This window comes from Enterococcus sp. 6D12_DIV0197 (assembly GCF_002174385.1).
GTDB lineage: Bacteria > Bacillota > Bacilli > Lactobacillales > Enterococcaceae > Enterococcus_D > Enterococcus_D casseliflavus.
This window is the reverse complement of the sequence record NZ_NIBN01000001.1, coordinates 2,324,547-2,337,627: the sequence shown is the minus strand read 5'-3', so window position 1 is coordinate 2,337,627 and position 13,081 is coordinate 2,324,547. Positions and strand designations below refer to the sequence as shown.

Genomic DNA, 13,081 nt, shown 5'->3' with positions numbered 1-13,081 from the left:
TGCACCTCTTTAGTGATTTATTTTAGTTGTCCAAAAATTTTTCTGTATAGGGAACGACGTAGCAAATACGCTCTTTGACTTCAATAATCAACACTTTTGATCCTGCTGCTAATGGTTCATCGATTGGTTGAAAAGCCGAGGCTGGACGATTACTTGAACCAGTGACACTTGTGAGTTGAATTTCACCCATTCCTTCACAAGGAATCGGCGTCAGCACCGTTGCGATTCGACCTTCAAAGTCTTTCTCGGAACTCGAAAGCGTCGCTTCAGCATTCCTCATGGGAATCAGCACGTAAAAATTCAAGAGAAAAACGAGCCCTGTAGAAAGACAAGCGCTACCAATGAAAAGCATCATCGAATAGCCTGGGAAAATAGTTTCCCCTAAGTAACCGAAAAGACTCGTAAAGGCAAACCAGGGGATGATCAACATCGGATCAATTGGACCATCAAAATCGAAGATATCGCCAAACAGAAGCAGCAAAAAGGCTAAAATGGCACAGCCAATCAATACATACAAATAAATCTGATCAGGTGCGTAAGTGTGCAGCACGTATCCACCTCCTTTCAAATAGAGTGATTTGTAAGAACAATGAAAGCTAAGAAACAATCGGAAGAAGAACGAGGGAAGGAAAAGAACAGAATAGGTGTTCTGTTATAATTATACCAATAAATAATAAAAAAACTTAAATAAAATAGTAAATTTGAACAAATAGTACAACAAAGGGAGGTTTATTTTTCTTGAAAGAGCCAATCAAAAGTCAGCTTTTTTTCACCAACCATTGACAAACCAGGAAAATCCAAGTAGATTAAATCAGGGTACTAGAAAAAGGCAAAATCAGCTGCTGATGATTTGAATCGTAAGAGGCAGCTTTTATTTTCTATTGCCATAGATCGAAGGTAGTTGTTCGCAAACATAAAAGAAGTCAGGAACACTTCTTTTCAACCGACAGTATTGCTAAGAAATAGAGGTGGAATCGATGGATCAAAAAGAAAAAATGTTAGAACTAATCAAGAAAAAACAAGGCGGCGGCCGTTCAAAAAAAATGGAATCCCCAAAAAACGATCGAAAAAACATGCGTAAAGGCCCGAAAATTTATAATAAGTAAGGCGATGCATTAGAAACATGAAATGGTTGATGAAAAAAAAGAGAGAAGGACAGGATTTCTGTCTTTCTCTCTTTTTTATTTACTCTTGAGAATCCACGTACAACTCACTCAAAGCTGGCAGATCATGGACTTGGTATTTTGCTTTAAAAGCTGCGATTTCTTCAGAGCTGAAGCGGTTCGGATCAAGTTTCAGTTCTTCGACAGGAAGAGGTCGTTCGTTAGCGATCTTGACATCGATCACCACAGGTCCGTGGCTTTCTTTAGCTTGTGTAAAGACGGATGCTAATTCTTCTTCCTTCGTTACCGTGAAGCCTTTCGCACCCAATGCTTCCCCAACTTTACCAAAATCAGCACCGGCTAGTTGGACACCGAACTTGGTTTGCTCGGTATCTTCTTGCTCCGCTTCGATGAAGCCGAATGAGTCATTGGAAAAGACCACGTTGATGATTGGCAAATCATATTTCACTTGGGTGATGATGTCTTGCATTTGCATCGCAAAACCGCCATCCCCACTAAAGGTAAATACTTGGCGATTCGGATAGCTCAATTGAGCTGCGATCCCACCAGGTACACCATTGCCCATTGTCGCAAACCAGCCAGACGTTGTGAAACGCTGTTGACCCGTCATTTCTAAATGACGGATACTGTGGATCGTCACATTACCAACATCTGTGACAAACAGGGCATCAGGAGCTGCGATACGGTTGATTTCTCGATAAACAGGTTCAGGACGCAAGGGCTCTTGCGCATCATGGTCAAAACGATGACGCCATGCATGCCAATTCCGAGCGTTTTCTTGATTGGCTTTTATCCAGGCATCTGCAGGACGAGGGGCTGCCATCCCTGTCCATCTTCTAAGAGCGGTCGCACCATCTCCTAAAACGGAGACATCCGTCTGATGACGACGACCAAATTTCGAGGCGTCGATATCAACTTGGACAAAGTTGGCATCAGGATTGAAAAAGCGGCGTCCAAAAGGGAAGTCACTGCCGACAAAAACGATGAGATCGGCTTCTGCCAAAGCTTCATTGGCAGGTTTTGTCGCAACCCGTCCAGCAAATCCAAGAAAGTTTTCATAAAGATCAGGCACGATGCCTTTGGCTAAGACAGAAGCTGCGATAGGCATCGAGAAATGCTTAGAAAAAGCATCGATGGCATCAAAATGACCAAAGAGACCTTGTCCGATATAAAGGACGGGTTTTTTTGCTTGTTCAAAATAAGGAAGGGCAGCCTGTAAATCCTCTTCATCAGGCTGGAGAACACCTGTCTTATGATTTTTTGCGGTTGCAATCTCCTGTTCGTCGATTTCTGCAAACCCGTAATCGACTGGGATCGTTACCACAGCGACTCCTTTAAATTTGTAAGCTGCTTTAATGGCTTCGTCCACCACGTGGGGCAAACTTTCAGGGGACATGACCGTGCGATTGTAGATACTGACATCAGCGAACATCGGATTTTCATTCATTTCTTGAAAATCATTGTAGTTCATCGAGCTCGAAGCTACTTGTCCTAACAAGGCAACGACGGGCACGTTATCCATTTGAGCATCATATAAGCCATTGATCAAATGGGTAGCACCCGGACCAGCAGAACCAAAAACCGCACCGACTTTTCCCGTTAGCTTGGCATCAGCCGCTGCTGCCAGCGCACCCGCTTCTTCATGACGTACTTGAATATACTTGACCGATTGCCGTTCATGGTACAAAGCATCCATCGTTGAGTTGAAAGAGCCACCGGGGATTCCATAGATATGGTCGATGCCCCAAGCTTCAAAAACCTTGATCATTGCTGTACCAGCATTGATTTTTGTCATTTTCTTCACTCGCTTTCTCTGTTGTCATTCGTTCTCTTTTAAGTATAAACGTTTCTCAAAAAGACAACAAAGAATGCGCCTTCTGTCACAAGGCGCAGTGAAAGACTTATTTTAGGAAATGAACGACTCAGTTGCGCAGCTCTTGCACGAATCGGCTGGCGATCTCTTTGGGTCGGGTGATGGCACCACCAACCACGATACCCGTCACACCCATATCTTGGATTTTCTTTGCTTGTTTCGGGGTGTGGATCTTGCCTTCGGCTATCACTGGAACCTTTGCCGCAACCAATTGCTGGATCAATTGATAATCTGGTTCGTCAATGGTGGGACTATTCGCCGTATAGCCGGACAAAGTTGTACCTACAAAATCGACACCCGCTTCAAAGGCATTGATACCTTCCTCATAGGTGGCGATATCTGCCATGAGTAGTTGATGGGGATAGAGAGTTTTGATTTGTTTGATAAAGGCACTGACCGTCAAGCCATCGTGACGTTTGCGCAAGGTGCAGTCCAAAGCGATCACCGCAATCTGTAAAGCTGCTAATTCGTGCACCTCTTTGATGGTCGCTGTGATAAATGGTTCTTCAGGTGGATAGTCTTTTTTGATGATTCCGATGATCGGCAGATCAACAGCGGCTTGGATCTCGCGAATATCGCGAACGGAATTGGCACGGATGCCAACAGCTCCAGCTTCTTGAGCTGCTTTTGCCAATAGGGGCATGACACCGCCGTTTTCGGTATATAAGGGTTCTCCAGGCAATGCTTGACAAGAAACAATCAACCCGCCCTTGATTTGTTGGGTAAAGACTTCTTTTTCCATTTATATGACACTTCCCATTCTGATAAAGGTTCGTTTCTCCCTTCGACTATATCATGAGGTTTTTTGCTTGTAAATGAATCAACACCTCTTTGAATCAAAGGCAAGACATTCAAAAAAAGTGCAGCAAGCATCATTGTCATGGATACTTGCTGCACGTAACGAATAGGCTAGGCAGATTTTTATTCTGCTTGTTTTGACGTGCATTGCTTGAACTTTTCAAAATCGATCGTTTGATTAGCAGGCAGCACTTCGTATTGCAATCGTTCTGTTTCTTCATCGTGAATGATATGGAGGATTTTTCCTTCGTCATCTACTGGTCCCAGACTGATGATTGTAAAGCGTTCATTGATGACTTCTAAATTTTGTAGAACCCCAGAAAACACTTTGCGAATATGATGGGCGGTCTTGATTTTTTTGTCCGCTTTTTCAACAGCCTTGGCTAACGTAAAGCCTTCATCTAAAAACGTTTTGATCATTTCCACTTTGACGACCGTGGGCAGTCGGTATTTTCGTGGGGCATTTTCTTCTTGTGGGACCGATTGAATAAATCCTTTTTGTTCCCAATAACGCAATTGGCGAGGGGAAATATCACACATTTGGCTAAGTTCGCTGATGCCGACCAACAAGTTTTCATTATCAACGAGTTTTCGAAAAAGATGAGACATACGGACTCCATTCTTGTAAAGGTATTTGTTAATATTGTAACTTGTTTTACTTTTATGTCAAGTAGGTTGACAAATGTTAGGGAAAGATTTAAAGTAAAGAAGGTTTTATGAAAAATATACTGAAAAGAGTGTGAAATATGTCAACGAGTCGTCCTTTAGATATCTACGGCAAACCTTACAACCGTTCCTTACTGGTCATGGTTTTGCTGATCGGTACGTTTTGTACTGTTTTGAACCAAACATTGTTAACAACGGCTTTTCCAACTTTGATGGATGCCTTTGACATCTCAGCATCTGATGTTCAATGGCTGACCACTGGTTTCTTGCTGGTCAATGGGATCATGATCCCGATCACCGCATGGCTGATCAACAAGTTCAGCTCGAGAAGTCTTTACTTAACGGCAATGAGCATCTTCCTTGCAGGAACGATCGCTTGTTTTGCTGCACCGAACTTTTCTACATTATTGATTGGCCGCTTAGTGCAAGCTGCCGGTGTAGGGATCTCGATGCCGCTTTTGCAAAATATCATGTTGTCGATCTTCCCACCAGAAAAACGCGGTTCAGCCATGGGCATGTCCGGAATCGTTATTGGGTTAGCACCAGCCTTAGGCCCAACGTTATCTGGTTGGATCATTGATCATTATGACTGGCGCTATTTGTTCGGAATGGTCATTCCGATCGTCGTTTTAGTCTTAGTCTTAGCGCTCTTTCTAATGAAGAGTGTAATTGAATTGTCGCATCCGAAAATCGATCTGTTCTCAGCGATTTTATCAACCCTTGGTTTTGGTACATTGCTCTATGGCTTTTCAAGCGTCGGCGACAAAGGGTGGGGCAGTATGGAAGTAATCGGTTTTCTAGCAGCCGGTGTCTTTTTCATTGCTTTCTTTGCATGGCGTCAATTGCACATTGAGCATCCATTCTTAGAGTTGCGCGTGTTCAAATCAACGACCTTTACCTTGGCGTCGATCCTTTCAGGGGTCACGAATATGGCGATGATCGGTGCTGAAATGGTTCTCCCATTGTATATCCAAAACATTCGTGGTGAATCAGCGTTTCATTCAGGATTGATGTTATTACCAGGTGCTTTGATCATGGGGATCATGATGCCGATCACTGGTGCGATCTTTGATAAGTATGGTGCAAAACGTTTAGCTATCACCGGGATGTTTATCTTGACTGCCGCAACCTTACCATTTGCTTTCTTAACAAAAGATACACCGATTTTGCATATCATCATTCTTTATGGCATTCGGATGTTCGGGATCTCAATGGTGATGATGCCAGTAACGACTTCAGGAATGAATGCCTTACCTGGTCATTTGATCAGTCACGGTACCGCGGTAAACAATACGTTCCGTCAAGTAGCCAGCTCAATTGGTACGGCTATCTTGATCAGTGTCTTGACAAACGTCACCAAGGGCAACTTGCCAAGTGATTCTTTGCTGGATGCAACGCCTTTGGCATACAAAGAGAAAGCAATCGAAGCGACTTTATCTGGCTACCATGCCGCCTTTTATGTGGCAGCGGTCTTTAGCTTCTTAGGATTCTTGATCGCCTTCTCCTTAAAGAAAAAAGAACCACGATTGACGGTTCTTGAAGGAGGTGCGGACAAATGATCTTGCTTTTGATCGTTCTTAGCGTGTTAGGGTTTGCGGTACTGAATGTCTTTGCTAAAAACAAGCTGCAAACAGGTTTATCATTGGTCTTAGGTCTAGTCTTCGTGGCAAGTGTCGTCGCATTGATGGCCAATTTGACCTATCATTTTGGAATGGAAAAAGAAACGACTGCTAAAACAACCGCACTGGTTTCTAGTGCCGATAACGAGAATTTTGATTTGCTATTGTATCAGCCATTAGGAGATGGTACGGAAAAAATCTACCTGTATAAAACGGATGCTGATCAAGAGGAACCAAAACAAACTGGTACTGATAAAGTGACCAATGTCGTGGAAACAGGGGCTGATTCAGCTCGATTAGAAACAAAAACGACGCGCTGGGTTTATAAAAGTGACCTATCACGCTTCTTGTTCGGGATCGCTGATAACGATGGACAATATGTCAGCCGTACCAATACGTTCTCATTGCCAGATTCATGGGAAGTCTTGAGTGTGGATCAAGCAAAAAAACTGGCTTCTTTAGCGAAAGAACAAGCGGACACCATGAAAACACAAGGACAAGCGTATGTCCAAGAAAAAATGCAAGCTGCATTAATGGCTGATCCAACTATGGATGAGGCAGCCCAAAAAGCAAAAATCGCTGAATTGACAGAAGCTTATCAAAAAGAAGCGATGGCAAAACTGCTGGAAGAAGCAAAAAAGTAAAAACGAGCAGATAGTCAGGGGACGGAAGAATCCAATCGGATTCTTCTGTCCCTTTTTTATATGGAACGTGATACTTTTGAAAAACGGCTGCCACTAAAAAAAATCCCACACACTAGAAGTGAGTGGGATTTTCTTTAGTCAAATGAGCACGCGGCAATGCGGTCGAAAGCTTCTTTTAACAAGTCCAACGATTGGGTGGCAGCTAAGCGAACATAGTCATCGCCGGTCGTTTCTCCAAAGGCTTTCCCAGGAATCATCAGCACACTGGTTTCTTTTAATAATTTCTCGACAAAGCTGACAGAGTCCAACCCCGTTTGTTCAATGTTGATGAAGGCATACATGCTTCCTTTGACAGGGGATAAGGAAAGGAAGGGGATCTCAGCAACCCGTTGTTCAATGTAAGTCAGTCGTTCCTTAAAGACAGCAACCACTTGCGGCACGAGGGTATCATAGTGATTCAATGCGTAAATACCTGCCCGTTGTGAAGGGGTTGGTGCCGAATAGGCGATCGCCTCATTGATCAGTTTTGCCGTAAGATTGATCGATTCAGGTGCGATCATGTAGCCGATCCGCCAGCCAGTCATGGCAAAGGCTTTTGAGAAACTGCTGAATGTGATGGTGTTCTCAGGTGCGAAGGCTGCCATCGGTACAAAGGTATCATCAAAGCAAAAGGCTTCATAAACTTCATCCGAGAGGATCAGCAAGTCATGGTCAATGGCAACTGCTGCGATTTTTTCAAAAGTTTCTGGAGAAAAAACAGCACCAGTAGGATTGTTTGGTGAATTGATAATGATCGCCCGAGTTTTCTCAGTGATGGCGGATTTTAAGACCTCGACATCGATTTGAAAACCATCTTTTTCAAAGGTCGGGATAAAGACCGGCACACCACCGACTAGTTCGACTTGTTGTTTGTAAGGCGAAAAGTACGGTTCGTGAATAATCACTTCATCACCGGGATCAATGATGGCAGCCAAAGCTAAGTACATGCCATGCAATGCACCGACAGTTCCTCGTACTTGACTAGGAGAAAAAGTAAGCTGGTATTGCTTTTGGTAAAAATCAACGACAGTTTGGATAAAATCAGCACTGCCGTCTGAAGCGGTGTATTTTGTATGACCTGCTTTGACGTCATCAAAAGCTGCTTCAATGATTGTCGCATCTGTAATCAAATCAGGATCACCAATCGACAAATCAATCAAATTTGGGGTTTTCTTCGCAAGAGTGGCGATCTCCATTAAAAGATTTTCTTCTGGTTGTAAAAAACGTTCTGCAATCAACGGACGGTTCATTTTGTCATCTCCAATTTCTATAAAACTTTGCTTAAAAAATCCTGTGTCCGCGCATTTTGCGGATGCTCAAAGATCTGTTCTGGTGTTCCTTGTTCTTGAATGATACCGTCAGCCATAAAGATGACACGATCGGCGACTTCTTTTGCGAAGCCCATTTCATGGGTAACGACGACCATCGTCATGCCTTTTTCTGCCAAAGCTTGCATGACCGTCAACACTTCTCCAACCATTTCTGGGTCCAATGCTGAGGTTGGTTCGTCAAAGAGCATTACATCAGGATCCATTGCCAACGCTCTAGCAATAGCCACCCGTTGCTGCTGCCCGCCAGAAAGGCTAGAGGGGTAACTATCCGCTTTTTCAGCTAAGCCAACTTGCTCCAGCAATCCTTTCGCTGTCTCTTCGGCAGCAGCTTGCTCTTGCTGTTTGACTTTGATCGGGCTGATAGTCAGATTTTCTAACACCGTTTTATGAGGGAATAAATTGAAGCTTTGAAAGACCATTCCCATTTTTTGACGAATCTGATCGATTTTCACCCCTTTTGCCAATAAATCATTGCCTTCGAAGGTGATTTTCCCGCCAGTCGGCTGTTCAAGAAGATTCAAGCAGCGTAAGAAAGTACTTTTCCCACTTCCTGAGGGTCCGATGATCACAACGACTTCACCAGGTGTCACTTCAAGATCGATTTCTTTTAAGACGGTATTCTCGCCAAATGTTTTCACTAATTTTTCAACTTTAATCACTAGTTTTCATTCTCCTTTCAGCAACACCCAATAGACGTGAGAGGGCGAAGGTCAATACAAAGTAGATCAATGATACGATAACGTATGGTAAAAATGGTTTGAAGCTGGCCCCTTGAACGACGCCTGTTTGGAAAATCAGTTCAGACACACCGATTACCGATACGACCGAAGACTCTTTGATGACCGTGACAAATTCATTTCCTAGAGCAGGCAAGATGTTTTTGATGGCTTGCGGGAAAATGATGAAGCGCATCGCTTGGATCTGATTCATGCCTAATGAACGAGCGGCTTCCAGCTGTCCTTTATTGACGGCATTGATCCCAGCACGAATGATTTCTGCCACATAGGCGGCACTGTTTAGTGCTAAGGCAATACAGCCAGCAGCTAACTTCGAAAGCTCTAAGCCTAACACGCCTGTTCCAAAGTATACAATAAATATTTGTACTAACAAAGGTGTTCCCCGAACATATTCAATATAGACAGCGGCAATGACTTTCAATGCTTTTGACTTAGAAAGCTTCATAAAGGCTAACAAGCTGCCACCGATAGAGCCGAATAATACCCCAACCAAGGCTAGGAAGATCGTATAGCCAGTTCCAGTGATGTAAAAAGGCAGATATTTTTCCCAAAAGCTTTGCTCTTCATCGATCGTGCCTTCTTCGGTAAACATCAATCGATAGGCATCTTCTTTGTATTGGCTTAAAAGATCATTACTAATGATAGTTTCAATGGAGGAATTGAGTTTTTCCAGTAAAACTGGCGCTTCTTTCGAGATGGCGATCGCGGTCTCCTTCACGCCGTTTTCAAACGTGACATTTTCGGCTAATGCCAAGGTATCATTCGCCGTCACATAAGCTTCAGCGACGGGACCTTCCATCACGATCGCATCGATCTTGCGTGATTTTAGATTGGTGATCAAATCAGGCACCCTTTGCAAAGAGGTGACGGTCGAGCCAGTCAATTCTGTATTTGCCAGCTCTTCTTGTGTGGTTTGTCGTTGTGCACCGACAGCTACACCATCAAAATCAGCCGTCGATTGGAAACGATCCGCATCTTCTGCTCGAACCAGGACGGTCTGTTGGACTTCCATATAGGTGTCAGTGAAATTGACTTCTTTACGGCGCTCATCCGTAGCAGCCATCCCAGAGATGACGACATCGATTTTACCCGTTTTTAGAGCCCCTAACAGCGCGTCGAACCCAAGCTCCTCAATTTTCAGATCGACCCCTAAGTCATCTGCAATTTTTTGGGCAATCGAGATATCGATCCCCACGATTTCATTTTTTCCATCAACATTGGCACGGAATTCATATGGTGCATAATCGGCAGATAAACCCACGACCAATACACCATTTTCTTTGACTTTTTCATAGATTGGATCGGTTTCTTCTGCATGTGCTTGTCCGACAAAGAAAAACGGCAGCAACGCTGTGATGATCCCTAATAAAACAGTACCCTTACTAAACCTTTTCATGTAAACGCCCCTTTAACTTTTTCTGCGCATCTATTAAAAATGCAAATAATAACTAATAAATGTATAAAAATACATATAAGTGATAGAAACTATCATAGCATAACATCAGTTGAAGTCAATAAGTCAGAGAAAAAAAGTCAAAAATTGTTGTAGAGCGTAAAACCATTTATTCAAATTATTTGCAATCCAAGGAAGAACAAAGTGGAGAAGGAACAGCAGCCATTTTCTATACACATCTATTTGAAAGGATGCTTAGAAAATAACGGATAGTGAAGAAAGAAAGCAGCTTCGCTTAAACGAGAAACAGGATCTGCAATGACAAAATAAAAAGTTGTCTGAAACAAAGCGGCAAAAACGAAACATAAGACATTTTTTGGATTTCTTGCGATAATAAAAGAGAAGAGGAGGCGATAGAATGAAGGTCGTATTGATTCGACATGGTGAAAGCGAAGCAAATTTTGAAAATTACTGGACAGGGTGGCTAGATGTTTCTCTGACCGAAAAAGGCCGACAACAAGCTTGGGCTGCGGGGGAACAGATCAAAGCATTGGGGATTTCCTTTGATTTTGCCTTTGCATCTGTGCTGCAGCGAACGATCATCACTTGCGATGCCGTTCTGGAAGCCAGCGATCAGCTTTGGGTCCCTGTGAAAAAAACATGGCGCCTAAATGAACGTCATTATGGCCAATTAGTAGGGGTCAATAAAGATGAGATGGTGGCAAAGTATGGAAAAGAACAGGTGCAAAAATGGCGACGTGGATATGATGAACCGCCTTTATATGTGGAGAAAAATGATTTAGACCGACGCTATGATTCTTTAGACCCTCGCTTGATACCTAAGGGAGAAAATCTGGGGATGGTGGTGGCGCGAGTAGTCCCATTTTGGCAAGACCAGGTGGTTCCGTTACTTAAAGATCATAAGAATATTCTCATTACTGGTCATGGGAACAGCTTGCGGGCGTTAGTCAAATACTTGGAAGACGTGCCAAAAGATGCCATGGATACGATCGATATTCCTAACGCACAGCCGATCATTTATGAGTTTGATAGCCAAGCAAATAGGATTGAACGGGCGTAATAACGAACATTTAAAGAATAAACCACAATTTCGTTTGATGTTACATCGAAAATGTGGTTTTGTTGTGCTATAATAAGAAAAATTTTATGAAAGGCGGGAGGATATGAAAGCCGTATTAACCGTTATTGGAAAAGACAAGGTTGGGATCATTGCTGGTGTTAGCCAGAAATTAGCAGAATTAGAAATCAATATTTTAGATGTGTCCCAAACAATCATGGAAGATTACTTCACGATGATGATGCTTTTAAACATGGATGCCAATCAGGATTTTGATGGTGTTCGTGAGGAGCTTCACCAAATTGGTCGTACATTAGGTGTAAAAATCAGCATTCAAAATCAAGAGATTTTTGATACCATGCACAAATTATAGGAGGCACTATGGAGACAAATCAAATACTTGAAACCATTCGCATGGTGGAAGAAGAAAACTTAGATATTCGTACCATCACAATGGGGATCTCATTATTGGATTGTATTGACGCCGACATTGATCGTACCTGTGAGAAAATTTTTCAAAAAATTACAACAAAAGCGAAAGATCTTGTCAAAGTCGGCGAAGAGATCGAAAGTGAATATGGCATTCCGATTATTAACAAGCGGATTTCGGTTACCCCTGTAGCGATCGTAGTGGCAGCTTGCCAGCCGACACCCGCAGACTGTATCAAAGTTGCGAAGACCTTGGATCGAGCGGCGCAAGAAGTCGGAGTAAATTTCATCGGCGGCTATAGCGCACTAGTAGAAAAAGGCTATCAAGGCGGCGACCTTGCATTGATCGAATCGATTCCAGAAGCCTTGGCTCAAACCAATTTTGTCTGTTCGTCGGTCAATATTGGATCAACGAAAGCTGGGATCAACATGGATGCAGTACGTCTGATGGGAGAAACAGTCAAGAAGACGGCTGAGGCATCAGATATGGGCTGTGCGAAGCTCGTTGTCTTTGCGAATGCAGTGGAAGACAATCCCTTTATGGCGGGGGCTTTTCACGGGGTCGGTGAAGCTGATGTGGAAATCAACGTTGGTGTCAGCGGACCTGGTGTCGTCAAACGTGCCTTGGAAAAAGTCAAAGGCGAGTCCTTTGATGTTGTGGCGGAAACAGTCAAAAAAACAGCTTTCAAGATCACGCGGATGGGGCAATTGGTCGGGCGCGTGGCTTCCGAGCGCTTGGGCGTTCCATTCGGGATCGTCGATCTTTCGTTGGCGCCAACTCCTGCAGTCGGCGATAGTGTGGCATTGATTTTAGAAGAAATGGGTCTAGAATCTGTCGGTACCCACGGAACGACAGCGGCTTTGGCCTTGTTAAATGATGCAGTAAAAAAAGGCGGCGTAATGGCATGTAACCATGTTGGAGGTCTGTCGGGTGCCTTTATCCCCGTTTCTGAAGACGCAGGGATGATCAAGGCTGTAGAAGCTGGTTTATTGAATTTAGAAAAACTTGAAGCCATGACGGCGATCTGTTCTGTCGGTTTGGATATGATTGCGATTCCAGGAGATACTTCTGCTGAGACGATCGCCGCAATGATTGCGGATGAAGCAGCGATCGGCGTCATCAACCACAAGACGACAGCTGTCCGAATCATTCCAGCGAAAGACAAAAAAATCGGCGACCGCATTGAATTTGGTGGATTATTAGGGACGGCACCAGTGATGAAAACCAATCCTGCACAGTCTACTGATTTCATTTTACGTGGGGGACGTATTCCCGCTCCGATCCATTCATTCAAAAATTAATTTGTACTCCTTTAATAGGAAAATATGATAAAATGACCTTTAAAAGAC

General features: G+C 43.4%; 13 protein-coding genes. 6 read left to right on the top strand and 7 right to left on the bottom strand.

Going from position 1 to position 13,081, the window contains the following annotated elements:
* Positions 1-22 precede the first annotated feature (22 nt).
* Positions 23-550: an NfeD family protein gene (locus A5867_RS10865; protein WP_034858578.1), complete on the bottom strand. Its 528-nt coding sequence runs from the start codon at positions 548-550 to the stop codon at positions 23-25.
* Positions 551-977: 427 nt separating this feature from the next.
* On the opposite strand from A5867_RS10865, the gene A5867_RS18300 reads away from it, so the two are divergent.
* On the top strand, positions 978-1,106 hold the full coding sequence (locus tag A5867_RS18300) for a hypothetical protein (RefSeq protein WP_005236316.1): 129 nt from the start codon (positions 978-980) through the stop codon (positions 1,104-1,106).
* A gap of 79 nt (positions 1,107-1,185) precedes the next feature.
* Here A5867_RS18300 and spxB read toward each other — a convergent pair whose 3' ends face one another.
* The 3 genes from spxB to A5867_RS10845 all read right to left on the bottom strand — a co-directional run bounded on the left by spxB (position 1,186) and on the right by A5867_RS10845 (position 4,404).
* Positions 1,186-2,919: a pyruvate oxidase gene (spxB, locus tag A5867_RS10860; protein ID WP_087627587.1), complete on the bottom strand. Its 1,734-nt coding sequence runs from the start codon at positions 2,917-2,919 to the stop codon at positions 1,186-1,188.
* A 127-nt stretch (positions 2,920-3,046) separates the two neighbouring features.
* Complete coding sequence (locus tag A5867_RS10855; RefSeq protein WP_087627586.1) at positions 3,047-3,739, bottom strand: N-acetylmannosamine-6-phosphate 2-epimerase; 693 nt, start codon at positions 3,737-3,739, stop codon at positions 3,047-3,049.
* Positions 3,740-3,918: 179 nt separating this feature from the next.
* On the bottom strand, positions 3,919-4,404 hold the full coding sequence (locus tag A5867_RS10845) for a MerR family transcriptional regulator (protein ID WP_005230125.1): 486 nt from the start codon (positions 4,402-4,404) through the stop codon (positions 3,919-3,921).
* Positions 4,405-4,541: 137 nt separating this feature from the next.
* Here A5867_RS10845 and A5867_RS10840 point away from each other — a divergent pair, with 137 nt between their 5' ends.
* Positions 4,542-6,020: an MDR family MFS transporter gene (locus A5867_RS10840; RefSeq protein ID WP_010749631.1), complete on the top strand. Its 1,479-nt coding sequence runs from the start codon at positions 4,542-4,544 to the stop codon at positions 6,018-6,020.
* Positions 6,017-6,724, top strand: coding sequence for a DUF4811 domain-containing protein (locus tag A5867_RS10835; RefSeq protein ID WP_087627584.1), 708 nt, complete (start codon positions 6,017-6,019; stop codon positions 6,722-6,724). The genes A5867_RS10840 and A5867_RS10835 overlap by 4 nt, the downstream gene beginning before the upstream one ends.
* A gap of 134 nt (positions 6,725-6,858) precedes the next feature.
* On the opposite strand, the gene A5867_RS10830 is transcribed toward A5867_RS10835, so the two are convergent.
* From A5867_RS10830 to A5867_RS10820, 3 genes are read right to left on the bottom strand one after another with little or no spacing between them, the layout of a single operon-like run.
* Positions 6,859-8,013: a pyridoxal phosphate-dependent aminotransferase gene (locus A5867_RS10830; RefSeq protein WP_087627583.1), complete on the bottom strand. Its 1,155-nt coding sequence runs from the start codon at positions 8,011-8,013 to the stop codon at positions 6,859-6,861.
* 17 nt (positions 8,014-8,030) lie between these two features.
* A complete protein-coding gene (locus A5867_RS10825) occupies positions 8,031-8,753 on the bottom strand; it encodes an amino acid ABC transporter ATP-binding protein (protein WP_005230134.1) in 723 nt (240 codons plus the stop codon).
* Positions 8,746-10,227, bottom strand: coding sequence for an ABC transporter permease subunit (locus tag A5867_RS10820; protein ID WP_005230136.1), 1,482 nt, complete (start codon positions 10,225-10,227; stop codon positions 8,746-8,748). Before A5867_RS10820 ends, A5867_RS10825 begins: the two co-directional genes overlap by 8 nt.
* Positions 10,228-10,642: 415 nt before the next feature.
* Between A5867_RS10820 and A5867_RS10810 the strand changes: the two genes are divergently transcribed.
* The 3 genes from A5867_RS10810 (at position 10,643) to A5867_RS10800 (ending at position 13,033) form a co-directional block, all read left to right on the top strand.
* A complete protein-coding gene (locus tag A5867_RS10810) occupies positions 10,643-11,305 on the top strand; it encodes a 2,3-diphosphoglycerate-dependent phosphoglycerate mutase (protein WP_087627582.1) in 663 nt (220 codons plus the stop codon).
* 103 nt (positions 11,306-11,408) lie between these two features.
* Positions 11,409-11,675: an ACT domain-containing protein gene (locus A5867_RS10805; RefSeq protein WP_005230142.1), complete on the top strand. Its 267-nt coding sequence runs from the start codon at positions 11,409-11,411 to the stop codon at positions 11,673-11,675.
* A gap of 8 nt (positions 11,676-11,683) precedes the next feature.
* Positions 11,684-13,033 (top strand): PFL family protein, encoded by a 1,350-nt coding sequence (locus A5867_RS10800; RefSeq protein WP_005230144.1) that lies wholly within the window; start codon positions 11,684-11,686, stop codon positions 13,031-13,033.
* Positions 13,034-13,081 lie beyond the last annotated feature (48 nt).